We start from the raw sequence: 25,646 nt of genomic DNA on the forward strand, positions 1-25,646 counted from the left end.
AACGCTGAACGTAAAGAAAAGCGCCGCCACCTAGCGGTAGCGGCGCAGGTAGGCAGCTATTAGCTTAGCCCGTGTTACGCAGGCCAGCCGCAATGCCAGCCATGGTGACCATCAGTGCGCGGGAGAGATCTGGGCTAATCGCCCCATCGGCATCGCGGTTACGCTGCAAAAGCTCCGCTTGGAGGCCATGCAGCGGGTCGATGTAGGGGTTGCGTACATCGATCGCTTGACGGATCAGCGGCGTGTTCTCCAACAGTTTTTCCTGCTGCAGAATATCCAGCACGACATCTTCCAGACGTTCGAAGCGTTCGCGGAGTTTCTTGCCCAGCGCTTTCAGCGAGGGCTCGTCCACCAAGCGGTGCTCGTAGTAAGCGGCAATGGCGACATCAGCCTTGGCCAGCAGCATTTCCAACATGTCGAGATAAGTGCCGAAGAACGGCCATTGGGTGCGCATTTCTTGCAACACTTCGCGGCCGCCGGGCTGCTCCACGCGTCGGGAAAAAGCCTCACCGCTGCCCAACCAAGCGGGTAACATTAGGCGGATCTGTGTCCAGGCGAAAATCCATGGGATGGCACGCAGCGTTTCCACCCCGCCGTCCTGGCGACGCTTGGTAGGTCGCGAACCAAGCGGCAGCCTGCCCAGCGCACCCTCCGGCGTCACCGCACGGAAATAGGGCACGAAATCAGGATCTTCGCGAACCACGCCAACGTAAGCAGCATGAGCAACACTGGCCAGCTGATCCATCTCTTCGCGCCAGTGCGGCTCGGGTGCCGGAGGTGGCAGCAGAGTGGCTTCCAGCACTGCACAGGCATAAATTTCCATGGAGCGCAGGGCGATATCCGGCTGGCCGAACTTAAAGCGAATCATCTCGCCCTGCTCGGTCACGCGCAGGCTGCCGTTCACGGAGCCCGGCGGCTGGGAGAGAATCGCCGCATGGGCCGGGCCGCCCCCGCGGCCCACGGTGCCGCCGCGGCCGTGGAACAGCGTCAGATCAACACCGTGCTTGTCGCACACGTTGACCAGCGCTTCCTGGGCACGGTATTGCGCCCAGGCAGCGGCCAATTGCCCCGCATCTTTGGCGGAGTCCGAGTAGCCGATCATCACCTCTTGGCGGTCTTTAGCCAACGCGCGATAGCCCGGCAATGCCAGTAGTTTGTCGATCACATCGCCCGCGTGGTCCAGGTCGTTCAAGGTTTCGAACAGCGGTGCAATGGGCAACGAGACTTGTCCCCCTACTTCCTTCATCAGCAGCGCCACGGTGAGCACATCGGATGGTTCGGCGGCCATCGAGATAATGTAGGTGCCGAGCGCTTCTGCATGCTCCTGGGCGATCACCTTGAAGGTGTCAATGACCTCACGGGACTCCGCCGAACACTCCCAGCGACGCGGGATCAGCGGACGACGGGAGTCAAGCTCCGCTAGTAAAAACTCCTGGCGCTGGGTTTCGCTCCACTCCTGATAATGACCTAGCCCCAGGGAACTGGTGAGTTCTTCCATCACTTGGGCGTGGCGGCTGGCTTCCTGACGAAGGTCAAGCTTGGTCAGCGTTACACCGAACACGGCCACGCGGCGCAGTGTATCCAACAGCGCGCCGTTGGCGATGGTATCCAGCCCCACGTCGCAGAGCGAGCGATAGCAGGCCAGCAGCGGCGCATAAATCTGGTCGCGGGTCTCGATGATCGGCCCGCCGTCATAGTTACGGCCATCGAGCTGCGCTTTCGCCCAGTCGCGGGTGGCCTCCATTTTGGTGAGCAGCCGTTTCAAAAGCTCGCGGTAAGGCTCCGCCACGTCGCCCACTTCGGCTTTGAGGGCGCTGTTGGCTTTCCACATGGAGAGCTCGGTCTTGAGCTGTTCCAAATCACGCAAGTAGAGGTCCGCCGCCATCCAGCGGCCTAGCAGCAGCACTTCCTGGGTCACTTTGGCGGTGACATTCGGATTGCCGTCACGGTCGCCGCCCATCCAGGAAGCGTAGCGGATCGGCGCGGCATCCAGCGGCAGGCGTTCGCCTGCGGTGTCCAGCAGCAGGTTATCCAGGTCGCGATGAAAATCCGGTACGGCCTGCCACAGTGAGTTCTCGATGACGGCAAAGCCCCACTTCGCTTCGTCTACCGGCGTGGGGCGTTCGTGGCGAATCTCGTCGGTATGCCACGCCTGGCTGATCAGCTCTTCCAAGCGGCCTTGGGCGCGGGCACCGCGCTCGGGGTAATCCTCGGAGCTTTCGATCGCAGTCAAGCACTCATCGATCGCATCGTATTTTTGGATCAGCGTACGACGGATGACCTCGGTGGGGTGCGCGGTCAGTACGAGCTCGACACGCATATTAGCCAGGGTTTCCACCAGCTTGCGGGGCGAGTTACCGGCCTGCTGAGCGCGCCCCAAGAGCTCCCCTAGCGCGGGCTGCGAACCGGGTTTGTAATCCTCCACCCGACGGAACCGTGCCCGGTAGTGCTGCTCGGCGATATTGGCCAAATTCAAGAACTGGTTGAATGCGCGGGTCACCGGGAGCAGGTCCCGCTCGGGTAGCTGACGCAAATACTCGATGAGCTGGCGCTGTTGAAGCGAGTCGCCCTGGCGACCGCGCTTGGCGTGGGCACGAATGGTTTCAATCTTATCGACAAACGACTGGCCTAAGTCATCGGCGATGGTACGCCCAAGACTGTCCCCCAGAATACGCACGTTATCGCGCAGTGATTCGTGTAGATCATGACTCATTGGCGTGGCCTCCTTGCGGGGTCGCGTTGATAGGTTGTGACATTAGTGTTGTTCTTGTGCTTTCGCGGCTTGCCAGTGACTTTCCATCTCATCCAGCGAGGCCTCGTTCAGAGGGCGCTCTGATTCAGCAAGCGCGCGCTCGACAAAGCGAAAGCGACGTTCGAATTTTGCATTGGTACGGCGCAAGCACTGTTCGGGATCGGTACCCAACGTGCGCGCCAAATTGGTGACGGCAAACAGCAGGTCGCCGACCTCTTCCTGGGCGTGCTGTCGATCCCCCGCCGCCAGCGCCTCTTCGACTTCCTCCAGTTCCTCGCGAATTTTGGCCAGTACTCCCTCGGCATTCGGCCAATCAAAGCCTACGCGGGCGGCCCGCTTCGAGAGCTTGGCGGCGCGGCTTAACGCAGGCAGCGTTCGGGGCACATCGTCCAGCACCGAAGGAGGTTGCGTAGCACGCTCGGCGCGTTCGTCGGCTTTGAGCGCTTCCCAGCGGCTATTCACCTGCTGGGTCTTTACTTCATCGGCACTCACGCCGGTCGGGCGGCGTGACGCCAGCGTGCCGTCTGGGAACACATGGGGATGACGGCGCAGCATCTTGGCGGTCAGCGTATCGACGATATCGTGAAAATCGAAGCGCTGCTCTTCTGCGCCAAATTGGGCGTAGTAGACCACTTGAAAAAGCAGGTCGCCGAGCTCGCCGGGCAGTTCGTCGAAGGCGCGACGCTCGATGGCGTCGGCCACTTCGTAAGCCTCTTCCAGCGTGTGGGGCACGATGCTGTCCCAATCCTGCTTGATGTCCCATGGACAGCCCTGCTCCCGATCGCGCAGCACGGCCATTAGGGTGAGCAAATCCTCCAGGGTATGACGCATCAGGCCCCTCCTTTACGGGCACTTTTCTCGGGATCGGCGTTACGCAAACGGCGCACTTCGGTGACATTGGGCAGTTGTTGGATACGTGAAAAGAGTCTGCCGAGCGACTCCAGCCCGTCCACTTCCAGGGTAATCCGCAGTCGGGCGATGCCCTCGTCGGTATCCGTGAGCGTGTTGACCGCTAGCACATTGACCTTTTCATTACCCAAGAGACCGGTCACATCGCGCAGCAGGCCGGAGCGGTCCCAGGCTTGAATCTCGATGGTCACCGGGTAGCGGGTGTGTGCCCGCTCGCCCCACTCCACTTCGATAATGCGCTGGGGCTCTTCCATGCGCAATTGGAGAATGTTGGGACAGTCCTGGCGGTGCACGGTGACGCCACGCCCCTGGGTAATGAAGCCGACGATCGGCTCGCCGGGCACAGGGCGGCAACAGTTGGCCATGCTGGTTTTCAGGTTGCCCACGCCCAGCACGGTGATGTCGCTTTGGGTCGCCTTGCTGGGCTGGCGGCGGGGTTTGGCTAGCAGGCGATCGAGCTGCTCTTGGTCGTCGGTTTCACCAAACAGTTGCTGCGCCTGATGCAGCACTTGACCGATACGTAGGTCGCCCGCGCCCAACGCCGCGTACATGTCGTCGGCATTTTGGTAGTTGACGGCTTTGACGAGCTTGGCCAGATCCAGCCCTTCCACATCCAGACGCCGCATTTCGCGCTCAAAGAGCGTGCGCCCTTCGTCCAAATTCTGGTCACGGGCCTGATGCTTGAACCACGCTTGAATCTTGGCACGCGCTCGCGACGTGCGTACATAGCCAAGACTGGGATTGAGCCAATCGCGGCTGGGGCCACCTTTGGTGGCGGTCAAAATCTCGATCTGCTGGCCCGTCTTGAGTTTGTAGGTCAGAGGCACGATACGCCCATTGACCTTGGCTCCCCGGCAAAGATGGCCAATCTCGGTGTGAACCCGATAAGCAAAGTCGATGGGTGTCGCGATGCGCGGTAGGTCGATGACGTGCCCATCTGGCGTGAACACGTAAATGCGGTCTGGGGCAACATCGCTGGAGAGTCCTTCGCGCAGGTCGCCAAATCCGCCCACTTCGTCCTGCCACTCCAATACTTGGCGCAGCCAAGCGATCTTATCCTCGTAACTGCGACTTTTAGCGTTGGTGTCGTGGCCTTTATAGCGCCAGTGGGCACACACGCCCAGCTCGGCTTCATCGTGCATGGAGAAGGTGCGAATCTGTATTTCCAGCACCTTGTTATCCGGCCCCATGACGGCCGTATGCAGCGATTGATAGCCGTTTTTCTTGGGGTTGGCGATATAGTCGTCGAACTCGTTGGGCACATGGTGCCAGCGAGAGTGGACGATACCCAGTACGGTGTAGCAGTCGGTGACTTCAGGCACCAAAATACGCACGGCGCGTACGTCGTGTACCTGGGAAAAATCGATCCGCTTGCGCTTCATTTTGCGCCAAATGGAGTAGATATGCTTAGCTCGCCCGCTCACGTCGTAGCGGTGAATATGCTGAGCCTCCATCAAGCCTTTAAGGGTTTCCACCACGTCGTGAATGTATCGGTCGCGATCCAAGCGCTTTTCCGCCAAGAGTTTGGCGATGGCCTTGTAATCCTCTTCATGTAGATAACGGAACGACAGGTCTTCAAGCTCCCACTTGATCTGACCAATGCCCAGTCGGTGAGCCAGCGGCGCATAGATATCGGCCACTTCCCGCGCAACTTGCAGGCATTTATCACGGGGCGCATCTTTGACTTGACGTAGCGCACAGGTACGCTCGGCAATTTTGATCAGCGCAACGCGTACGTCACCGACCATGTTCACCAGCATTTTGCGCAGGTTTTCCTGCTGGTTGTGCTGGCTCATGCCATGGTTAGGTGCCAATGGGTAGCTGATGGCGGCCATTTGCAGCACACCGTCGATCAGCTTGGCGACCTCCTCTCCAAAGCGCTTGCTGACACCTTCTAAACTCAACAGCCCTTCCCGCACGGCGCGGTAGAGAACGGCGGCTTCCAGCGTGGCCTGATCGAGTTTGAGATCGGCGAGGATATCCGCCATCTCGAGGCCCATACGGAAGCTAGAGCCCGGCGATAGCCACACGCGATGCGTACGCGGTGCTTCTCGCTCCAACTGCTCGGCCAGCTCACAGGCTTCCAATAAGCGTTCGGGTTCGCGTAGGCGCACATCTTCTTGAAGGCGCGTTAACCATTGTTGTATGTCCACCTTTCCGCTTTCTGTCAGCGGTTGGTCTTCACGCACTTTCACCATGACGTTCACTCATCCTTTCTGGGTGACGGCCTCCACACCGCCGCCACCAATGCTTGCTGCAAAGGGCAGACTAGCCCGCGTATTCAAACAGCATCAGCGTTTCCATGTGGGCAGTGTGCAGAAACATATCCGCGACGGCGACGTGCTCGACGCGATAACCTGCATGCACAAGGTGTGCCGCATCCCTGGCTAGCGTAGCCGGATCGCAGGAAACATAGGCAATTTTCGCTACTTTTCGACGCCCTAGCGCTTGGCATACGGCTTCAGCACCGCTGCGCGGCGGGTCGAGTACCACCGCATCGACCGGGTGTTCATCAAGCAGCGCCTTGACTGCCGTCGACTCATTGAGATCCGCCTGCTGGGCACTCACATCCAGTCGATTCAGCTCCGCATTGGCTTTCAAGCGCTCGACCATGGCGGCGCTTCCCTCTACGGCATGCACGCTGGCTCCTGCAGCGGCTATCGGCAGGCTGAAGTTCCCTATCCCGGCAAACAGGTCGAGCAGCCGCCCTCCTTGTCCAGGCGCCAACCATGCTATCACCTGCGCCACCATCTTTTGGTTGACTTCGGCATTTACTTGTAAAAAATCGCCGGGGGCAAACGTCAGCACCAGTTCGTCAGCGGTCTGTGAGTCAGTCACGCCCAATGCGCTCAATGAATAGCGCTCTTCTAGTGCAGGTGCCTCACCATACCAGTGCAGCGAGGGTGACTCCCGGCCCAGCCATATGCCAAAACGCACGTGGTGTTGATCTGCAAAGGATTGCCAGCGCCCCCTATCTTGAGGCTGCTCTTTAAGCTGTCGCACCAGCACTACCGTGGCCTTAGGGGTCGAGAGCAATTCGATATGGCCGATGGAGCGCGGTGCATCCAACTCGATAAGCAGCTGTTTTAACGGGTCTAGTAGCGCCTGTAGCGACGGCACCAACACATGGCAGTGTTCGATATCGACCAACCGATGGCTATTGGCTGCTCTAAATCCCAGGCGCACGTTACCCTGACCATCGACCTTGACGCCTAGACGAGCCCGTCGGCGATAGTGTTCGGACTGCCCGTTAATGGGCGTCACTGCCGATAGCCTCACGCCTTGACGGGCCATCAGTTCACTAACGACCTCACGCTTATGGGCACGCTGTGCATCGAGCGCTAGGTGCTGCAAATCACATCCGCCACAGTGGCCGAAATGCGCGCACGGCGGCTCTACACGCTGGGGAGAGCGGGTTACTAACGTTTTGACGTGCGCTTCGTCGAAGCGCTTGCGCGTGACATGTACCGCCACCTCGACCTGCTCTCCAGGCAGCGCCCGATCGACGAACACGGTTTTACCGTCCGGGTGATGGGCCACGCCACGCCCATCATGGGCCAAACGCTCGATCGACAGCGGCGCGCCGACATCGATGCCGATAGGCTGCTTGGTCGGCACGCCGTTGCTATAAGGTTGGCGGGCCAACCCAGAGTGGCCCGAGGCGGGCCGTGGTGGCCGCCGCTTACCCAACATAGCCATCTATACCTCCGGGGCGAACAGGCCCGTGGAGAGATAGCGATCGCCTCGGTCACACACAATGAACACGATGACCGCATTTTCGGTTTGCTCGGCAATACGCAGGGCGCCTGCCAAGCTGCCACCCGATGACACGCCCGCCAAAATGCCCTCTTCACGGGCCAAACGGCGCATGTGTGTCTCGGCTTCCTGCTGACTGATATCGAGTGTGATATCCACCCGCGGCGCTTCGAATATGGCGGGCAGATACTCCTGTGGCCAGCGGCGGATGCCTGGAATACTGGCCCCATCGGCGGGCTGTAAACCGACGATTTGAATCGCACTATTCTGCTCTTTCAGGTAGCGCGACACGCCCATGATCGTTCCGGTGGTTCCCATTGAACTCACGAAGTGGGTTACCTCTCCGCCCGTTTGCCGCCACACTTCCGGCCCGGTGGTACGGTAATGCGCCAGCGGGTTATCCGGGTTGGCAAACTGGTTCAGTGGTTTGCCTTCTCCCCGAGCGATCATGGCGTCAGCGATGTCCCGCGCTTCTTCCATACCGCCCTCTTTACTGGCCGTGATCAGCTTGGCGCCGTAAGCGGCCATGGCCTGCTTGCGCTCGGCGGAGGCGTTTTCCGGCATGACCAACGTCATGTTGTACCCTTTGATGGCCGCTGCCATAGCAAGTGCAATGCCGGTATTTCCAGAGGTCGCTTCGATGAGCGTATCTCCCGGCGAGATCTCACCGCGGGCTTCGGCTTCGCTGAGCATGGAAAGCGCCGGGCGGTCCTTGACCGAGCCGGCCGGGTTATTCCCCTCCAGCTTGGCCAATAGCGTGTTGTTCTTTCCAGCACTGATGCGCTTAAGGCGCACCAAGGGCGTATTGCCCACCACCTCTTCGAGCGTGGGATAATTCATCGGACACTCCTTATCGTAACCGTTATGCTGCATTATATCGGTGCTGCCTGTGAGTGGACAGGCAACCTTCCAGATTCGACGAGCTTCTTTCATGTCATTAAATACGCGCCTGCTGTTCGCTCTGCTTGGTTTCCCTCTGCTTGTCTATGCCGTCATGGCCGTTCTGCTGGTCCTGCAAAATGAACATACCGGTAGAAGCGTGCTCGAAGATCGGTTGACCAGCGCTGGAGAATTGTTAGCTCCCAGCCTTGGGGCTGCCATGGCCGATGGCGACTTGCCACGACTGGAAGCGTTGGCCCGTCAGTTGTTGGAGCACCGTGGTCTAAGAGCGGTGACACTGTTCGACGAGCAGGGCAACCGCTTGTTGGTACTGGGCCGTTCGATGCCGCCTCCGCCGCGCCTGAACGCGCCCGACGTGACCGTCATCGCCAAAGAGGAAGACACGTGGCGCCTACAGGTACCGATCACCAGTCAGGCGGTGGGTGGGACCAGCCTTGTTACCAACGGCTGGTTGGAAGCCGAGATGGATATCCGCGCACTAACGCTCGAGCGCTACCGTTTGATCGCCAGCTTGAGCCTCGGTGGCATGCTGCTCGGCCTGCTGCTATTCCTGGCGGCCTTTGCCATCAGCCGCTACGCCAGCCGACCTATCGAAGAGGCCAACCAAGCCTTATATCGCTTGTCCCGTGGCGATTACAGCCTCGTGATGTCCCACGCCAAGCCCACCGAATTCAAGCAGCTAGCCAAACACATCAATCGACTGGCCGAGCATTTCCAACAGGCTCAACGAGATATGCAGAGTCAAATCGAGCAGGCGACCAGCGAGCTGCAAGAGTCGATGGAAACCATCGAAGAGCAGAACATCAAGCTAGACCTCGCCCACCGCAGCGCACTTCGGGCCAACGCGGTCAAATCCGAATTTCTAGCCAATATGAGTCATGAAATCCGCACGCCGCTCAATGGCATCGTGGGTTTCTGCCGCCTACTCGGGCGCTCTTCGCTGGATAGCCGTCAAAAAGAGTGGCTAGAACACGTTCGTCGCGCCTGCGACAACCTGCTCATGCTGGTGAACGATGTCTTGGACTTCTCCAAACTGGAAGCCGACCGGCTTACGCTGGAAGAGGTGGACGTCGATATCGTTGCTTTAGTGGATGAGATCATAGGCCTACATGCCCCCGAAGCGCAGCGCAAGCAGCTCCATTTGGTCGCCATGGTGTACGACGACGTGCCCACGCCGCTTTGTGGCGATCCGCTGCGCATTCATCAGGTGCTCAACAACTTGCTAGGCAATGCGATCAAGTTCACCACCGAGGGGGAGGTGATCGTTCGCGTGATGCTAGAGAACCAAGAGGGGCAGCATGTCGTGCTGCACATTAGCGTCAGCGATACGGGCATCGGGCTGAGCGAAGAGCATCAGCAGCAGCTCTTTAGTGCCTTCTCCCAGGCAGAGCCCAGCCATTCGCGTCAATTTGGCGGCACCGGTCTTGGGCTGACCATCTGCCGCCAACTCATTCAACGAATGGGCGGTGAAATCACCGTCGATAGTGAACTCGGCAAAGGCTCGACGTTCTCTTTCACTCTGCCGCTGTTGGCGCATCTTGCCGATGAACGCCCTCCAGAATTGACCCTGGATGGCCCGATCATTCGACTTCACGAGCCGCACCTTCCTACCCGCAACGTGCTCGAGCACCTGTTAGAGCGCTGGGGAGCGCGTCCTGTCTCGTTCATCGATGCAGGCAATGAGGCACTGCTGATTCTCTGCCTCTCGGCTGAGGATTTTAACGACGAGCGAAAAGGCTACTGGCAGTCGGTCATTGAGCAGACGCCTTGTCCGGTACTGGTGCTGGCCAATACCACCAGCTTCGATCTACCCACCTGGGAGCTTCCCCACGGTGGTGAGATGCTGTGCAAGCCATTTACCCGAGCGCAACTGGCCACCACGCTACGCCACCTCTTGCAGCCACAGGCACAGACAGCACCCAGCGCCAACGTTTCTAAACCGCTACCGGCCCCGCGCTTGACGATTCTGATCGTCGACGATAATGCGCCCAATCGCGAGCTGCTCAAAGCGATGCTGGAGAGCGATACCCTGCAAATCGCACTCGCCGAGAGCGGCCATGAGGCGTTAGAGTTTGCCAAACATGCCACCGCTGACATGGTGCTCATGGACATTCGAATGCCCGGCATGGATGGCATTCAAACGACCCAAGCCTTGCGACGTATCAACAATAGCTGGGCACGCTGCCCCATCATTGCGGTGACGGCCCACGTGTTGAGCGCGGAACGCCAGCAGTGGCTGTCCGAGGGGTTGGACGACGTCATGGTCAAGCCCATCGACGATGTTCAGCTACAGCAGCTGCTCCAGCGCTTTTTAGGGGTGGCAGCCAAGCCTGCGTCGACAGAGCCCACTCGCGCCTTGCAAGCCCCTATCGAACCCTCAAGCTCGCTGCCTGCCGTCGACCTGACGCTGGGTGCCCGACTGGCCGGTGGCAAAGAAACGCTGGCCAAGCAGCAGTTGGTACGGCTCATCGATAGCCTGCCCGAAAGCGAGCGACACATCCGTCGTGCGTTTGCAGCGGAGGATTTGACGACACTACTGGATTGGGTACACGGCTTGAATGGCGCTAGCCGATATTGCGGTGCGCCGGAGCTTGCGCTACTGGTAGAAACACTGGAAACGCGGCTGCGCACCAGCGGACTGCGGCATGTGGAAACGCTGCTGGACGAGCTCTACACCGCCATGGAAAGACTCAGCCAGGAGCGCGCTGCGCTGGTCGAAAAGTGATGACCGACGTCATCGCTCCAGTACGACAAAAGCAACGGCATAATCGGCTTCATCGCTTAAGGTAATGTGGGCGGCGGTGGCGCCGCTTTCGAGAAATCGGCGCTGCGCTTCACCGCTGAGCTTGAGGCTCGGCTTACCCAGTGCATCGTTGAGCACCTGTATCTCGCCCCACTGCATGCCCTGGCGGAGCCCTAGCCCAAGCGCCTTAACGAAAGCCTCCTTGGCCGCAAAGCGTTTTGCCAAATAAGCCGTCGCCTGCCCCTTCGACTGCCATGCACGCTGCTCGTCTGGCCCTAAGATGCGCTGCGCAAAACGAGGACCGTGACGCGTCACGGCCTGACGAAAGCGTTCAACCCGAGCAATGTCCGAGCCAATTCCGACGATCATATCAATGACTGCAGCAGTGGTGACCATCGCCGTGATCATGGTCATGTTCGTGGGCGTCCAGGGCGGCCATCAAGCCCGCTTCCTGACCCGCGATGATCAAACGCTTCATCTCTTGAATGGCTTCCTTCAAACCAACGAAGAGCGCTCGGGCAATGATGGCATGACCGATATTGAGCTCGTTGACGCCGGGCAGTGCGGCAATCGCTTCCGCATTGTGGTAATGCAGACCGTGTCCGGCATTGACCACCAAGCCTAGTGAAACCGCGTACACCGCCGCCGCGCTGAGGCGATCATACTCGGCGTTGGCCTCGGCACTGCCCGGCTTGGCGTCGGCGTAAGCGCCAGTGTGTAGCTCGATGGTGGGCGCACCGGCACGATGGGCAGCATCGATCTGTGATTCGTCGGGGTCGATGAATAGCGACACGTCACACCCCGCCGCCGCTAAGCGCTGGCAGGCGCTAGCGATCTGCTCGAAGCCGCCAACCACATCCAGGCCGCCTTCGGTGGTGAGCTCTTCGCGCTTTTCAGGCACTAAACACACGTGTGCCGGGCGTACCTCTTCTGCCAGCGCCAGCATTTCTTCGGTGACGGCCATTTCCAGGTTCATGCGCGTATTGAGCACCTCGGCCAAAAGCCGCACGTCGCGGGGCTGAATATGGCGACGGTCTTCGCGCAAATGAACGGTAATGCCATCGGCTCCTGCCTCCTCGGCCAGCAGCGCTGCCTGCACCGGGTCGGGATAGCGTGTACCACGCGCCTGACGCAGCGTGGCGATATGATCGATGTTTACGCCGAGTAAAATCCGTGGGGGGTGCATGCAGAGACTCCAATCAATCAACAGCGATAGAACACTATCGCGATCAGTGGTAACGGTGGCTCAAGAGCGATGACGGCGGCGAGCCAAATCCAGCATCAATTCACGGGAACGCAGCGCGGTAGTTCCTAAGTGAGGAGCCAGCGCTGCCCGCATGACCGCTTTCAATGCATTGGCCAGGCCCGCTGGCTGCCAATCACCCTGTTCGATTAAGCGAAGGGTACGTCCTTCGATGCCTTGAGGTGCGGCAACGAACGCGCGAGTGTCGGCTTCGAAACGGTAGCGCTGATGTGGGTCCAGCGCACCTCCCTCTGGGGTGCTAAAGCGCGGCGTGGCCTCGAGCACGTCCAGAAGCGCCCATTCGTACCGCCTGAGCGCCAGACCGCGCTCGGCGGGCACTGGCAGTGCCTCCAGCAGCGCGCTGTAAAAAGCAAACACTTCGGTCGCCGCGAGTTCAAGGGGCAGCAAGCGAGTGGCAATTTCGTTTGCGTACAGGCCACATAGCAGCCCCTCGCCGGCCAGCAACGCGGTGTGCCCACGCGACTCCATCAACGTCAGTCGCTTCAGCTCTCGTTCGCCGCGCCAGGAGACGAACAGCGGGGTAAAGGGTTGCAGCCGCTGACGAGATTTCGAGCCGGGCCGCTGCCCCCCGTGAGCTACCGCACGGATGCGGCCATGGTCGAGTGTCAATAGATCGACTAGCGCGCTGGTTTCACGGTAGGCACGGCGGTGAAGCAAAAACGCAGGCTCGGCGGTCATGGAGCCACTCAATCGAGATCGTAACCCAGGCTCTTCAGCGCCCGTTCGTCATCCGACCAGCCACGCTTCACCTTCACCCAGAGATTCAGCATCACTTTCGTCCCCAGCGCACGCTCCATGTCCAGGCGCGCCTCGCGGCCAATGCTCTTGATTCGGTCGCCGTTCTCGCCAATCAAAATCACCTTCTGCCCCTGACGCTCTACCAGAATCAGCGCGCTGATATGCGTGACCCGCTCGGTCTCGCGGAACTCTTCGATCTCGACCGTCATCTGGTAGGGCAGCTCGTCGCCGAGCTGACGCATGACTTTTTCACGCACTAGTTCAGCCGCCATGAAACGCAGGCTTTTATCGGTGATCTGGTCTTCCGGGAAGAAATGGATACTCTCGGGCAGGTGCTTGGCGACTTCCTCTTCCAGGGTCTCTACTTGAGTGCCATGCTTGGCAGAAATGGGTACCACGGCGGCAAATTCACGGCGTGCGCCCACATCGGCCAGCCAAGGCAGCAGATCGCCTTTGTCTTGAAGACGGTCGACCTTGTTGACCGCGAGAATGACCGGCGCCTTCACGTGCTCTAGACGCTTCAGTACGGCTTGGTCTTCGTCTGTCCAACGGGTGCGGTCGATGATGAACACCACGCAGTCGACATCGCGCAGTGCTTGGGTCGCCGCTTGGTTCATGAAGCGGTTGATAGCCTTGTTACGATCCTTGGACATGATGTGCATGCCCGGCGTGTCGACATAGATGAACTGCGTATCGTCGACGGTTTTGATACCCATCACTTGGTGGCGCGTGGTTTGCGGTCGCCGAGAAGTGATCGAGATTTTTTGCCCCAGAATCCGATTCATGAGGGTTGACTTGCCTACGTTGGGACGGCCAACGATGGCCACGAAGCCGCAGGTTTGGCTCATGATTTGTCTCCAGGGGGTTGCTCGAGATAGGACAATGCTTCTTCCGCAGCCTGCTGTTCGGCATGGCGGCGGCTGGGGCCTTTACCCGTGGTATGCTCGCTTAAAAGCTCGATGTAGCACTCCACGGTAAAGGTCTGGGCATGCGCCTCACCCTTTACAGAGACCACTTCATAACGTGGCAGCGCCGCTTGGCGCGACTGCAAAAACTCTTGTAAGCGTGTTTTGGGATCTTTCTGAGTATCTTGCAGCGAGATGTTTTCCAGGCGGTCGGCGTACCATGCGAGTACGCGCTCGCGCACGGCATCCATTCCAGCGTCTAGATAAATCGCGCCAATCACGGCTTCTACAGCATCCGCTAGAATCGATTCACGGCGATGGCCGCCGCTCTTCATTTCTCCCGACCCCAGCCTCAAGCACTCGCCAAAGGCCATTTCTCGGGCCAGCTCCGCTAGGGTTTGGCCCTTGACCAAGCGGGCGCGCAAACGCGAGAGCTGCCCTTCCCGCGCCTGGGGAAAGCGCTGAAACAGCGCTTCGGCAATCACGAAATTGACGATGGAGTCACCCAGAAATTCCAGGCGCTCATTGTTGCGACCACCGTAGCTTCGATGAGTCATGGCCAGTTCCAAAAGCGTTGGGTCGCCAAAGGTATGGCCGATTCGTCGGCAAAAAGCGGTTAAGGAATTACTCACAGTGCTCCTACGTCATTGACGTTAACTAAGACAACCACACTTACGATTTGAAAACGGTACTGCTTCATTCGATACGCCGTATGCTGGTAAAGCTAGGTAGCCCGCCATCCCAATGCATCCACACGGCAAAGGCGCGACCGACGATGTTCTCTTCCGGCACGAAGCCCCAGTAGCGGCTATCGTTGGAGTGGTCGCGGTTATCGCCCATCATGAAATAGTGGCCTTGCGGTACGACCACTTCACGCATTTGCGGGCCTGGATCACGGGGATTGTTATAGATGAAGTGACTCACGTCACCCAACTCCTCCTCCAGCAACAGCTGCTGAGGGGAAAGCATCGGCCCCTCTTCGATCAATGCCTTACTGACCGGCTCGCCATTGACATAGAGCTGCTTACCTTCATAGCGAATACGGTCGCCGGGCAGCCCCACCACGCGTTTGATGAAGTTCACCGATGGCTCTTCAGGAAAACGGAACACCATGACATCGCCCCGCTCGGGATCGTCTACTTCCAAAAAACGATGATGAACGACCGGTAAACGTAGGCCGTAGGCGAATTTATTGACGAGAATGAAATCGCCGACTTCCAACGTGGGCTTCATGGAGCCAGAGGGAATTTGAAATGGCTCGATGATGAAGCTGCGCACCACCAGCACCACCAACAGCACCGGAAAGAAAGAACGCGAGTAGTCGACCGGCCAAGGCTCTTTTAAGAGCTTCTCCCGCGTCGGCGCATCCAGCCCTTCCATGGTGGCTGACTCTGCTTTTGCCACGCGCTCACGGCGCTTAGGCCGAAGCACCAGCACATCCAACAGATAAATGGCCCCTGAGAGCGCGACCGCAAGTACCAATAACAGTGAAAAATCCATGTGGGGTTCGTATCCCTAGTCGTTTACCTTGAGCACAGCAAGGAAGGCATCCTGGGGAATTTCGACACGCCCCACCTGTTTCATCCGCTTCTTACCGGCTTTCTGTTTTTCGAGCAGCTTTTTCTTACGGCTGACGTCGCCGCCGTAACATTTCGCCGTGACGTTTTTACGTAGCGCTTTTACCGTCGAGCGGGCCACGACCTGGCCACCAATCGCTGCCTGAATCGCCACGTCGAACATTTGACGGGGGATCAGCTCTTTCATTTTCTCCACCAGCAAACGGCCGCGGGAGTGAGCATGGTCGCGGTGAATGATGACCGCCAGCGCATCGACTTTGTCACCGTTGATCAGCACATCCAAGCGCACGAGTTTTGCCGCCTCGAAGCGCTCGAAGTTGTACTCGAGCGACGCATAGCCACGCGAGATGGATTTTAAACGGTCAAAGAAATCCATGACTACTTCCGACATGGGCAGCTCGTAGGTGAGCTGGATCTGGTTACCCAGAAACTGCATGTCGAGCTGGGTGCCGCGGCGCTGTTCACACTCGGCGATCACGTTGCCAACGAACTCCTGAGGCACCAGAATGCTGGCCCGCACGATAGGCTCACGCATCTGCTCGACATCGGCCATATCGGGTAGCTTGGAGGGGTTGGAGACGTACTGAATGTCGCCGTTCTTCATGGCGAGCTCGTAAACCACCGTCGGCGCCGTGGTGAGCAGATCTAGATCGTACTCGCGCTCCAGACGCTCTTGGATGATCTCCATGTGCAGCGTACCAAGGAAGCCCACCCGGAAACCAAAGCCCAGCGCATCGGAGTTCTCCGGCTCGTACTCGAGAGAGGCATCATTGAGGGCCAGCTTTTCCAAGGCATCGCGGAAATCTTCGTAATCGTCGGCGCTGACCGGGAACATACCGGCGTAGACCTGCGGCTTCACTTTTTGAAAGCCCGGCAAACGTGGTACGTCTGGTGTCTTGGTATGGGTAATGGTATCCCCCACCGGAGCGCCGTGAATCTCTTTGATACCGGCCACGATGAAGCCGACCTCACCGGCGCGCAGAATGTTGGTCTCTTTGCGCAGCGGTGTGAAGATGCCTACTTCGGTGGCGTTCCAGTCGCGTCCGGTCGACTTGATACGGATCTTATCGCCTTTGCGCAGCGTGCCGTCGAATAAGCGCACCAGCGAGACGACGCCCAGATAGTTATCGAACCAAGAGTCGATGATCAGCGCTTGCAGGGGCGCTTCGGGATCACCTTTAGGCGGCGGAATGTCTCGCACCAGCCGTTCGAGCAGCTCGTTGATGCCAATACCGCTTTTTGCAGACACTTGGCACGCGTCAGTGGCGTCCAGGCCAATGATTTCCTCTACCTCTTGGGCGACGCGATCCGGGTCGGCCTGCGGCAGATCGATCTTGTTGAGTACGGGTAGTACTTCCAGCCCCTGCTCGATGGCGGTGTAGCAGTTAGCTACCGACTGCGCTTCCACCCCCTGCGCCGCGTCGACGACCAACAGGGCCCCTTCGCAGGCATAGAGCGAACGCGACACTTCGTAGGAGAAGTCGACGTGCCCAGGGGTATCGATGAAGTTGAGCTGGTACACCTGGCCATCGGCAGCGGTGTAGTCCAGCGTGACGGACTGAGCTTTGATGGTGATGCCCCGTTCACGCTCGATATCCATGGAGTCGAGCACTTGCTCTTTCAGCTCACGTTCGGTCAAACCACCACAGGTTTGAATCAGACGATCCGACAGCGTCGATTTACCGTGATCGATGTGGGCAATGATGGAGAAATTGCGAATATGCTTGAGCTTTCCGCTGGAAACGTCATGAGACATCGAGTGTGTTCTACCTTATTGGTGCGCAAGCGTGGGAGTTGCGGCGCTGGGCCGAAGGGCGAAAAAACGGAAACCGCACCACTGCATTGCCAAAGTTCGTCAAAAGATAAGCGCTATTGTAGCGATATGCGCGGGATAGGAACAGCAGTCCGGCGAGAACCGCCGGACTGGAGGGAATTGACGCTTGGGTTAATCGAGGCGAAGGGCAACGAACAGCGAGCGGCCGTCGCGATAGAGACGCACGGGAATCGCTCGGTCGTTCGGTAGCGCTTCGACGATTTGCATCAGCTCGTCCGCCGAAGAGACACTGCGGTGGTCAATACTCACCAAAATGTCGCCAGCACGCAGCCCTGCCTGCGCCGCAACGCTATCCGGTTCGACCTGGCGTACTTCGACGCCGCCACTGATCCCCAAACGCTCACGCGTTGCTTGATCGACTTCGGCAACGGCGACGCCTAACCGCACTTGGTTATCGCTGCCCGATGCCGAGGCGGATGACGCCATATCTGGCCAGCTACCCAGCTCAACGGTTTCCGACACCTGCTCGCCATCTCGCATCAGCGTCAATTCGACATCGTTACCGGGTGCAACGCGACCGATCAGCCGCGGCAAGGTGCTGGAGCGATCCACTTCTTCACCGTTGACTTCGATGATGACGTCACCGGCTTGCAAGCCGCCCTGAGCCGCAGGGCCTTCGGGATCTAAATCGGCAACCAGAGCACCAACCGCTTCGCTCATACCGAAAGACTCGGCTAGATCCTGCGACACCGGCTGGATCATCACGCCCAACCACCCACGATTTACACGGCCATCTTCACGGAGCTGATCTGCCACGTCCATCGCCACGTTGATTGGGATGGCAAACGAGAGGCCCATAAAGCCACCGCTGCGGGTAAAGATTTGCGAATTGATACCGATGACTTCGCCTTCCAGATTAAACAGCGGGCCGCCGGAGTTACCCGGGTTGATGGCCACGTCGGTTTGGATGAACGGTACATAAGCATCACGAGGTAGCGTGCGGTTGATCGCACTGACGATACCCGCCGTCACCGAGTGATCGAAACCAAAGGGAGAACCAATGGCAGCGACCCAAGCCCCCACTTTCAGCTCGTCGGAATCGCCCAAATTGAGCACTGGCAGGTTGTTGGCATCGATTTTCAGCAGTGCCACGTCGGTTTGTGCATCACTACCAATCAATTCAGCGGGTAGTTCACGGCGGTCATTGAGACGCACCAGAATTTCATCGGCGTCCTGCACTACGTGTGCGTTGGTCATCACATAACCATCGGCACTGATGATGAACCCAGAACCAAGCGACTGTCGCTCTTGGCTACGGCTACCGCCTCCACCACCGGGAGGTGTTGGAAAGCTATCGCCAAAGAAGTGGCGGAAAATTTCGGGAATTTCCTGATTGCCAAACCCTTGGAGGGCTGGGCTGCGCTGCACCGTTCGACTGGTGGAAATATTGACGACGCCTGGTGCAGCGTCTTCTACCAACTCAGTGAAATCGGGCAGCGTTTGCGCATAGGCATTTTGGCCGATCAGAAACATCGCGACCAAGCAGAGCCATAGTGTCGAGGGGAGAACCAAGCGCTTCATGCAACAGCTCCTAGTCAAGCAGATACGAAACGAAGGGAGTGCAACTCTTAGCGAGCTACGGAACAACTAACTGACCAAGCGTGGACGGAAGCGTTCCATCCGCTCGCGCAGTAGATATTTAAGGGCCAGTACGCTGCACATCAAGGCGCTAAAGAAGAGCGCTACGCTCAACCATTCGCGCGCATCAAGTAGCGAAGCAGCGCCTGCCACCAATAACGCTAACAGCAAAGGAATGACATAAATCAGAAGCGTTAGATAGTTCAACTGACGCTTGGGTAGCGCAATAGTGACGTCACTGTTCAGAGGATAAGCCGCCGGAAGTGAGGGGCGAGGGGCAGAAGCAAAAACGATAATTCGCTGCTGCTGGCGACGCGCCAAGAGCCCCATCCCGCAACCACGTCCCTCCGCACAGCGCTGGCAAGCACCGCTCAGCGAGACATCAACGATCAGTCCGGTATCGGTGTAACCAGCTACTTTACCTACTCTGAGTAGCGCTCCACATCCAGCGTCCGACATAGTCATCATCGAGGCTCGATACGCACAGATTGCACGACACGCTCCAAGGTAGCCGGCGGAAGCTCACCGATACCAATCAGTTGCCAGCGCTGCTCGCCCTCTGACAGCATCGAAATGGCGGCAGTCGATACGCCTAATCGATGCACGCCCTCTTCGAGCATGGGTTGCTCGACCGGAGTGACGAAGAGGCTCACCGCCGCTAGACCATCACTAAAAACCTGCTGATTCTCTGCTGACTGACCCGGCTCTTGTGGCTGAGCAATAAACCCTTCAGGCAACCAGTCTACTCGCCATGAGAAAGAAGACCGTTCGGTGGTCACGTCGCTGGCAACGTGCCCCTCATAAAGCACAGGAGATTGCAGTTGGGTAATCTGGAAGGTTTCTAACACGCGATCTTGATGGTCACTCAAGACATGCTTGAGTAGCAGTCCCGTTGATTTATCGACCCACCATGCATGCTGGTAGCGCTGCTGGTCTTGTGGCACAAAACGAAGCGCAACTGCGTCACGCCCCGCCACACGGGTGTTTTCTTGCAAAGAGACATCGTAATAAGAAGCGATGTGCTGAGCCCAAGCTTGAGAGGCGCTTAGATCGTTGCCCTCGTTTGGGGTAAAGCGTGCCATGTAGCCTGCAATGGAACGTCTCTCGACACTCACGGACGGTCCATCCAAGTGCTGAACGACCTGCTGGCGCACGCCATCTCGAATACGATGAGAGAGCGCCAACGTTCTGACACCTATCGCATCGATGGTCACGGCTCGGGCCTGAAAATCGTAACAGTGCCCTGCCACCATACTGCGAGCTAACCATGCCAAAGCGGTGTCAGGGGATGATTCGTCGTCAAGCGCCGAACAAACGATGGGCGGCTGCGCATCGGCGAGGGCCAGAGTCGGGATAAGGCCAGCGCCAGCCATACCGAGCGCCAGCGCCACTCCCCAAACGCTTTTCTTAGCAGTCGCCATACCGATCAAACAGCCTCTTTAGAACGATTAAGGTCAACCTTAGCTATCGATTTATCGCTGGCCTAACGGCTCGGTCACTGATGAACGCATCAGCGGCGTCCAGCTATCGCCACCACCAATCGCAGCGCCTTGTGCATGCTGCTCGAGATAGGATTGCAGCATACGAAGTTGATCCACATCGATGGTCGTTGCTTGTTGCGCCATCATGCCCTGGGGTGCCACGGGCGTTGAAAACCCCGTCTCACTGATATTCATCAAACCACTGCTACCCGATTGTCCGCTAATCCGGAATGGGGTTGGCTCGAACATGGGCATGTCTGACGCAACCATCGATGCAGGCTGAGCCGCACTCAAACTCACTGGCTGCACTTGCGTCCCAGGGTTAGACTGCGACGCCACCGTGTTGCCTGTTGGCTGGGCGGTACCGGTCGAGCCATTACCGTTGAAGAACTGAACGCCGGTAATCACCATGAGCGATACGGCAGCCGCCACCCCGGCGCCGCGGGCAAAGGAGATGCCTCCCGTGCGGGCAGGTACAGTCGTAACGTCACTCTCGACGGACGGCGCGGGCTCGTCTTCGAGGCGCACCATGATACCAGCAGAGAGATCAACGCTGACATCCACGCTGCGCTCCCGCTGCATCATGCTGCGCGCTAGGTGGTAGCGACGCCACGTCTCTGCCGCATCGGCATCGTCAGGCAGTGATTTCAACACTCGGCGCAATTCAAGCTCATCACTTTCGTTGTCCATCAATGCTGAAAGTGATTCCCGTGTGTTTTGACTCATACTTCACACCCTCACACTGTGTTAGGAGACGTTCAGCGACCACACGGCTCATGCGTGTTTTAGCCGCAAAACCTCGCAGGCCAAGACCTAATGACTCATTTATCGCTCATGCATGACAGTCAACGGTTCAACTCGAACATGCTAGACAGCCTCTATGACGCTTCACTTGCGAGACAGTTCACTAAAAATACAAAAACGTAAGTATTTGTGACCGCCACCTACATGAACAACCTGGCATACATCACTCATCTCGGCTGTTACGTGCGGTGCTGACCAGCGGACGAATGTGCTCATCCACTGCCTCCCTGGCACGAAAGATACGCGAACGCACGGTGCCTACCGGGCACTGCATGACTTGAGCGATGTCTTCATAGGCCAAACCGTCCAGCTCGCGCAGTGTGATGGCCGTGCGCAGATCATCTGGCAGCTTTTCGATCGCTTCGAAGACGGCGGCTTCCAGTTGGTCGCGGGCAATGGATGCCTCAGGTGATTCGGAATCCGCCAAACGACCGCTTTGATCGACGATTTCAGCATCGACGATATCTAAATCGCTACCGGGCGGTCTGCGACCGCGTGACACTAAATGGTTTTTAGCCGTGTTGATGGCAATACGATACATCCAGGTATAGAACGCGCTTTCCGCTCGAAACTTACCCAGTGCTCGATAGGCTTTAATGAAAGCTTCCTGCGCAACGTCCTGCACTTCTGCGTGGTCATGCACGTAGCGCCCGATCAACCCAATAATCTTATGCTGGTACTTCTTTACCAGTAGATCAAAAGCGCGTGTGTCACCTTTTTGAGCACGTTCAACCAACTGTTGATCCGTTTCACGAGTGCCCATTCACACGCTCCTTTGGCTCGCACGTTTGACGCCGAGCGTTGTTTCGTTGTCGCCCTAGTAATCGGGCCTTCACAGCAAGCAGCATAGCGTCCCTTGGGCATCTATTAATTTTCATGGAGGACATCAGCAAGCAATCTCGGCCTACCGCCGGTGGTGGCGCGCAAGGCAGCTTGCGACAATGCCGTCTAGTGTTACGCGTTCTTAGCAGCGCATCAAGCGCTTACCCCCTTTCTCGAAACCCTGAGGCTGACATTTTTCCTTAATGCAAAGTTCCGTAACAATTGATTTTTACCACCCTGACGCGCCATAGTAGTGACCACGTTTCGTCCATCGCGCACGCACAGGTAGCAAGATGTCAGATCAACAGGTTAGTAACCTCAACGTCCTCGCTCAGGATGTTCTTACCACCCCCGAAGCATTGAAAAATACCATCCCGCTCACGGAAAGCGCCGAACGCTCGGTGATCGAGGGCCGTCGGACCATTCAAAACATCCTGGATGGTAAAGACCCACGTTTGCTCGTCGTCGTGGGCCCTTGCTCCATTCACGATGTCGAGGCCGCGCTGGATTATGCACGCCGTTTGCGCACGCTAGCGGAACAAGTCAGCGATAGCCTATATATCGTGATGCGCGTCTATTTCGAAAAGCCGAGGACGACCGTAGGCTGGAAAGGGTTGATCAACGACCCTCACCTGAACGACTCTTTCGAAATCGACGAAGGCCTGCACATTGCCCGCAAACTGCTAGTCGATTTAGCGGAAATGGGCCTGCCGTTGGCCACCGAGGCGCTCGATCCGATCTCCCCTCAGTACCTGCAAGACTGCATCAGCTGGTCAGCGATTGGCGCGCGCACGACCGAGTCCCAAACGCACCGCGAGATGGCTTCCGGCCTCTCTTGTCCCGTTGGGTTCAAAAACGGTACCGATGGAAGCCTGGACGTGGCGATCAATGCACTGCAGTCCGTGGCAAATCCGCATAACTTCTTGGGCATCAACCAAGCGGGACAAGTGGCCATCATCCGTACCCGCGGCAATGGCTATGGCCATGTGGTGCTGCGCGGCGGTAACGGAAAGCCTAACTATGATAGCGTCAGCGTCGCTCTGGCAGAGAAAGAGCTGAAAAAATCAGGCCTCTCAGCCAATATCATGATCGACTGTTCCCACGCCAACTCGAACAAGGACGCTGCCCTGCAGCCACTGGTGCTGGAAAACGTCACCAATCAGATTTTAGAAGGCAACACCTCAATCATTGGTTTGATGGTGGAATCGAACATTGGCTGGGGAAACCAAAAAGTACCGGCAGACTTGAACCAACTGCAGTACGGCGTCTCAATCACCGACGCTTGCATCGACTGGGACACGACCGTCGAGACGTTCACGCGCATGAACGAGAAACTCGCCCCGGTACTGGCCAAGCGCGCCACCGCTTAATAACGCGGCCTCGCCCTCTACAATGCCCTGCCGCACGGCGGGGCATTTTGGTTGTCGCTATTTAACGTTGCCTAATCCCTAGGCTTGGATGTCACGCTTGAAAGGCGGCAGCGCATCTAACAACGCCTGACCGTAGCGCCGTGTGATCACTCGGCGATCCAACAGCGTAATCACTCCGCGATCACTCTCTTTTCGGATCAAGCGACCGCAGGCCTGCACGAGCTTGATCGAGGCATCTGGCACACTGATGCGCATGAAGGGGTTACCGCCTTGACTCTCGATCCACTCGGCCAGCGTTGCACCTACGGGGTCATCGGGCACGGCAAACGGCAGCCGGGTAATCACGACATGGGTAAGGTAATCCCCCGGCAAATCGATCCCCTCCGCAAAACTCGCCAAGCCAAAAATCACGCTCCCCTTGCCACCATCCACCGCTGCTCTGTGTCGTTCGATGAGTTCTCGTTTGGGCAGTGCGTCTTGGGCCAAAATGCGCTCTTTTGCCGCAACGGGCAGCGCCTTTTCGACCGCGCGCAGCTGAGCTCGCGAGGAGAACAGTACCAGCACTGCTTCCTCCTCTCCCAGTTGCGAGACAAAGCTCACGATCGCCCGCTCGTGCGCCTCTCGGTCGCCGGGGTCTGCGGCTTCGGCAGGCACCCGCAGCACTGCGTTGGCATAGTCAAACGGGCTGGGCAGGGCCTGATAACGGTATCGGTTTGCCAATCCGGCGCGCTCTTGCAACCGCTCGAAGCGGCCCAGCGCCGTTAACGTGGCGGAGGTCACCACGGCCCCGTGGCAGCGGCCCCACAAATGCTTGGCGAGGGTATGTGCGGCGGAGACGGGACTCGCCGAAAACTCGATTTCCGGCTCCCCTGCCACACGGCTCAGCGTTAACCAGCGCGCACTGGGTGGCGCATTGGGAGCATCCTGCTCGCTGAACGCCTGCCAAAGCGCGTGGGCCTCCAGCGCGCGACCATGCAGCAGCGCCATCAGCGGCAGCCAAGCTTCCGCCTGCTCCCGATCCAGGCCGGTTTGCTTATCGGGATCGAGGCTTTCCCGTAAGATATCACTAATGCTCTCCAAGCTCCTCGACAGCGTGGCAAACATGACCAGTAGTTGTTGTGCCTGTTCGCGCAGCGCCTCAGGCACTTGGCCTTTCTCGAAACGCTGCTGGTGGCTGGCTTCTTCATCGGCAAGGCCGTTTTCTCGCCCGGCAAGCTGATGCCCCATGCTAAACACATCGCCCAGCGCGGGCTCCAAGCCATGCAGCAATTCGGGCAACCCTGCCAATAGCCGAGCGATGGTAGGCTGAACCGCCAGCCCCTGGTGCAAGTCCGTCAGACTGGTTTTCAATGTTTTCAACCAGCGTAGACAACCATGCACGGCAAAACGGTGAGCAAAGTGCGATAGCGCTTTGTCCGGCAGGTGGTGACCTTCGTCGAAGACAAAAATGCAGTCGGCGGGGTCCGGCAAAATCGCACCGCCCCCCAGGGCTAGATCCGCCAGCACGAGGTCGTGATTGGCAACGATCACGTCGGCATTTTCCAGCTCTCGTCGCGAGCGGAAAAAGGCACAAGCACCGAAATGGCCGCACCGGCGACCGGTGCACTGGCGATGGTCGACCGTAAGCTGTCGCCAGTGCGAGTCATCGATCGACACCGGCCAGGTATCGCGGTCGCCCTCCCAGTCGCCCTTGCCGTAAGCGTCGGCCATATCGGTGGCCAGCACGTTGAAGTCGCTGCTATCGGCTTGCAACGACTGCTCGAATAGCGAAAGCGTTGGGTTGGGCTCACTTCCTTCTAGCGCTTGATCCAACCGCGCTACGCAAACGTAACGGCCACGCCCTTTGGCTAACGCGTAGCGAAAGGCAACCCCGCTATGGCTCGCCAGTGAGGGCAAGTCCTGGTTGAGTACCTGCTCTTGAAGCGCCACGGTGGCCGTGGACACGATCAAGCGCTTACCCTGCGCCTTGGCGATGGGCAGCCCCGCAATGAGATACGCCAGTGTTTTGCCCGTGCCAGTACCGGCCTCCAGCACGCAGACGTGGCTATCGCTAACGCGCTTTCCCTCGCTATCGCACTCGATGTCGCCCAAGGTTCGGGCGATTTCGGCGATCATCAAGCGCTGCCCGTAACGCGGTGTGAGCTCGAGCTTCTCCACCACGTTACGGTAAGCCTGCTGGATATCGTTTTTTAGCGCGTCATTCAACATCCGAG

At 58.4% G+C, this 25,646-nt stretch carries 20 protein-coding genes; 2 read left to right on the forward strand and 18 right to left on the reverse strand.

Annotated elements, in window-relative coordinates; all coding sequences use genetic code 11:
- Nucleotides 1–64 precede the first annotated feature (64 nt).
- From ppc to cysM, 5 genes are all read right to left on the reverse strand, one after another.
- Nucleotides 65–2,713: a phosphoenolpyruvate carboxylase gene (gene ppc, locus GYM47_RS10170; RefSeq protein ID WP_153843681.1), complete on the reverse strand. Its 2,649-nt coding sequence runs from the start codon at nt 2,711–2,713 to the stop codon at nt 65–67.
- Between the two features lie 42 nt (nt 2,714–2,755).
- Nucleotides 2,756–3,583 carry a nucleoside triphosphate pyrophosphohydrolase gene (mazG, locus tag GYM47_RS10175; protein ID WP_153843680.1) on the reverse strand — a complete coding sequence of 276 codons (828 nt, stop codon included), beginning with the start codon at nt 3,581–3,583 and terminating at the stop codon, nt 2,756–2,758.
- Nucleotides 3,583–5,859, reverse strand: a complete 2,277-nt coding sequence (relA, locus tag GYM47_RS10180) for a GTP diphosphokinase (protein WP_153843679.1) — start codon at nt 5,857–5,859, stop codon at nt 3,583–3,585. Before relA ends, mazG begins: the two co-directional genes overlap by 1 nt.
- 70 nt (nt 5,860–5,929) lie before the next feature.
- Nucleotides 5,930–7,360, reverse strand: coding sequence for a 23S rRNA (uracil(1939)-C(5))-methyltransferase RlmD (rlmD, locus tag GYM47_RS10185; RefSeq protein WP_153843678.1), 1,431 nt, complete (start codon nt 7,358–7,360; stop codon nt 5,930–5,932).
- Nucleotides 7,361–8,257 (reverse strand): cysteine synthase CysM, encoded by an 897-nt coding sequence (cysM, locus tag GYM47_RS10190; protein ID WP_139527290.1) that lies wholly within the window; start codon nt 8,255–8,257, stop codon nt 7,361–7,363.
- 91 nt (nt 8,258–8,348) lie between these two features.
- Here cysM and GYM47_RS10195 point away from each other — a divergent pair, with 91 nt between their 5' ends.
- Complete coding sequence (locus GYM47_RS10195) at nt 8,349–11,042, forward strand: ATP-binding protein (RefSeq protein WP_153843677.1); 2,694 nt, start codon at nt 8,349–8,351, stop codon at nt 11,040–11,042.
- A gap of 9 nt (nt 11,043–11,051) precedes the next feature.
- Here GYM47_RS10195 and acpS read toward each other — a convergent pair whose 3' ends face one another.
- From acpS to rpoE, 12 genes are all read right to left on the reverse strand, one after another.
- Nucleotides 11,052–11,429 carry a holo-ACP synthase gene (gene acpS / locus GYM47_RS10200; RefSeq protein WP_139527730.1) on the reverse strand — a complete coding sequence of 126 codons (378 nt, stop codon included), beginning with the start codon at nt 11,427–11,429 and terminating at the stop codon, nt 11,052–11,054.
- 1 nt (nt 11,430) lies between these two features.
- Nucleotides 11,431–12,246: a pyridoxine 5'-phosphate synthase gene (pdxJ, locus tag GYM47_RS10205; protein WP_153843676.1), complete on the reverse strand. Its 816-nt coding sequence runs from the start codon at nt 12,244–12,246 to the stop codon at nt 11,431–11,433.
- 60 nt (nt 12,247–12,306) lie between these two features.
- Nucleotides 12,307–13,002, reverse strand: a complete 696-nt coding sequence (gene recO / locus GYM47_RS10210) for a DNA repair protein RecO (protein ID WP_139527287.1) — start codon at nt 13,000–13,002, stop codon at nt 12,307–12,309.
- 8 nt (nt 13,003–13,010) lie between these two features.
- Nucleotides 13,011–13,910 (reverse strand): GTPase Era, encoded by a 900-nt coding sequence (era, locus tag GYM47_RS10215; RefSeq protein WP_139527286.1) that lies wholly within the window; start codon nt 13,908–13,910, stop codon nt 13,011–13,013.
- The gene (gene rnc, locus GYM47_RS10220; RefSeq protein ID WP_139527285.1) at nt 13,907–14,599 is read right to left on the reverse strand and encodes a ribonuclease III; all 693 of its coding nucleotides are present in this window, start codon (nt 14,597–14,599) and stop codon (nt 13,907–13,909) included. The genes era and rnc overlap by 4 nt, the downstream gene beginning before the upstream one ends.
- A gap of 64 nt (nt 14,600–14,663) precedes the next feature.
- The gene (gene lepB, locus GYM47_RS10225; RefSeq protein ID WP_153843675.1) at nt 14,664–15,467 is read right to left on the reverse strand and encodes a signal peptidase I; all 804 of its coding nucleotides are present in this window, start codon (nt 15,465–15,467) and stop codon (nt 14,664–14,666) included.
- 15 nt (nt 15,468–15,482) lie between these two features.
- Nucleotides 15,483–17,300 (reverse strand): translation elongation factor 4, encoded by a 1,818-nt coding sequence (gene lepA / locus GYM47_RS10230; RefSeq protein WP_153843674.1) that lies wholly within the window; start codon nt 17,298–17,300, stop codon nt 15,483–15,485.
- 189 nt (nt 17,301–17,489) lie between these two features.
- Nucleotides 17,490–18,899 carry a DegQ family serine endoprotease gene (locus GYM47_RS10235; protein WP_139527282.1) on the reverse strand — a complete coding sequence of 470 codons (1,410 nt, stop codon included), beginning with the start codon at nt 18,897–18,899 and terminating at the stop codon, nt 17,490–17,492.
- Nucleotides 18,900–18,965: 66 nt separating this feature from the next.
- Nucleotides 18,966–19,424 (reverse strand): SoxR reducing system RseC family protein, encoded by a 459-nt coding sequence (locus GYM47_RS10240; RefSeq protein WP_231125637.1) that lies wholly within the window; start codon nt 19,422–19,424, stop codon nt 18,966–18,968.
- Complete coding sequence (locus GYM47_RS10245) at nt 19,421–20,377, reverse strand: MucB/RseB C-terminal domain-containing protein (protein ID WP_231125636.1); 957 nt, start codon at nt 20,375–20,377, stop codon at nt 19,421–19,423. The genes GYM47_RS10240 and GYM47_RS10245 overlap by 4 nt, the downstream gene beginning before the upstream one ends.
- A 51-nt stretch (nt 20,378–20,428) precedes the next feature.
- On the reverse strand, nt 20,429–21,163 hold the full coding sequence (locus GYM47_RS10250; protein WP_139527281.1) for a sigma-E factor negative regulatory protein: 735 nt from the start codon (nt 21,161–21,163) through the stop codon (nt 20,429–20,431).
- Nucleotides 21,164–21,404: 241 nt separating this feature from the next.
- The gene (gene rpoE, locus GYM47_RS10255; protein WP_139527280.1) at nt 21,405–22,004 is read right to left on the reverse strand and encodes an RNA polymerase sigma factor RpoE; all 600 of its coding nucleotides are present in this window, start codon (nt 22,002–22,004) and stop codon (nt 21,405–21,407) included.
- A gap of 352 nt (nt 22,005–22,356) precedes the next feature.
- On the opposite strand from rpoE, the gene GYM47_RS10260 reads away from it, so the two are divergent.
- Complete coding sequence (locus GYM47_RS10260) at nt 22,357–23,433, forward strand: 3-deoxy-7-phosphoheptulonate synthase (protein WP_139527279.1); 1,077 nt, start codon at nt 22,357–22,359, stop codon at nt 23,431–23,433.
- 78 nt (nt 23,434–23,511) lie between these two features.
- On the opposite strand, the gene dinG is transcribed toward GYM47_RS10260, so the two are convergent.
- Nucleotides 23,512–25,641 carry an ATP-dependent DNA helicase DinG gene (dinG, locus tag GYM47_RS10265; RefSeq protein ID WP_139527278.1) on the reverse strand — a complete coding sequence of 710 codons (2,130 nt, stop codon included), beginning with the start codon at nt 25,639–25,641 and terminating at the stop codon, nt 23,512–23,514.
- Nucleotides 25,642–25,646: the final 5 nt, after the last annotated feature.

Origin of the sequence: Vreelandella piezotolerans, assembly GCF_012427705.1 — a bacterium.
GTDB lineage: Bacteria > Pseudomonadota > Gammaproteobacteria > Pseudomonadales > Halomonadaceae > Vreelandella > Vreelandella piezotolerans.

Excerpts from the sequence above, each read along its gene's own strand:
- ppc (WP_153843681.1), bottom strand. The coding sequence starts at position 2,713 with ATGAGTCATGATCTACACGAATCACTGCGCGATAACGTGCGTATTCTG.
- mazG (WP_153843680.1), bottom strand. The coding sequence starts at position 3,583 with ATGCGTCATACCCTGGAGGATTTGCTCACCCTAATGGCCGTGCTGCGC.
- relA (WP_153843679.1), bottom strand. The coding sequence starts at position 5,859 with ATGGTGAAAGTGCGTGAAGACCAACCGCTGACAGAAAGCGGAAAGGTG.
- rlmD (WP_153843678.1), bottom strand. The coding sequence starts at position 7,360 with ATGGCTATGTTGGGTAAGCGGCGGCCACCACGGCCCGCCTCGGGCCAC.
- cysM (WP_139527290.1), bottom strand. The coding sequence starts at position 8,257 with ATGAATTATCCCACGCTCGAAGAGGTGGTGGGCAATACGCCCTTGGTG.
- GYM47_RS10195 (WP_153843677.1), top strand. The coding sequence starts at position 8,349 with ATGTCATTAAATACGCGCCTGCTGTTCGCTCTGCTTGGTTTCCCTCTG.
- acpS (WP_139527730.1), bottom strand. The coding sequence starts at position 11,429 with ATGATCGTCGGAATTGGCTCGGACATTGCTCGGGTTGAACGCTTTCGT.
- pdxJ (WP_153843676.1), bottom strand. The coding sequence starts at position 12,246 with ATGCACCCCCCACGGATTTTACTCGGCGTAAACATCGATCATATCGCC.
- recO (WP_139527287.1), bottom strand. The coding sequence starts at position 13,002 with ATGACCGCCGAGCCTGCGTTTTTGCTTCACCGCCGTGCCTACCGTGAA.
- era (WP_139527286.1), bottom strand. The coding sequence starts at position 13,910 with ATGAGCCAAACCTGCGGCTTCGTGGCCATCGTTGGCCGTCCCAACGTA.
- lepB (WP_153843675.1), bottom strand. The coding sequence starts at position 15,467 with ATGGATTTTTCACTGTTATTGGTACTTGCGGTCGCGCTCTCAGGGGCC.
- lepA (WP_153843674.1), bottom strand. The coding sequence starts at position 17,300 with ATGTCTCATGACGTTTCCAGCGGAAAGCTCAAGCATATTCGCAATTTC.
- GYM47_RS10235 (WP_139527282.1), bottom strand. The coding sequence starts at position 18,899 with ATGAAGCGCTTGGTTCTCCCCTCGACACTATGGCTCTGCTTGGTCGCG.
- GYM47_RS10240 (WP_231125637.1), bottom strand. The coding sequence starts at position 19,424 with ATGATGACTATGTCGGACGCTGGATGTGGAGCGCTACTCAGAGTAGGT.
- GYM47_RS10245 (WP_231125636.1), bottom strand. The coding sequence starts at position 20,377 with ATGGCGACTGCTAAGAAAAGCGTTTGGGGAGTGGCGCTGGCGCTCGGT.
- GYM47_RS10250 (WP_139527281.1), bottom strand. The coding sequence starts at position 21,163 with ATGAGTCAAAACACACGGGAATCACTTTCAGCATTGATGGACAACGAA.
- rpoE (WP_139527280.1), bottom strand. The coding sequence starts at position 22,004 with ATGGGCACTCGTGAAACGGATCAACAGTTGGTTGAACGTGCTCAAAAA.
- GYM47_RS10260 (WP_139527279.1), top strand. The coding sequence starts at position 22,357 with ATGTCAGATCAACAGGTTAGTAACCTCAACGTCCTCGCTCAGGATGTT.
- dinG (WP_139527278.1), bottom strand. The coding sequence starts at position 25,641 with ATGTTGAATGACGCGCTAAAAAACGATATCCAGCAGGCTTACCGTAAC.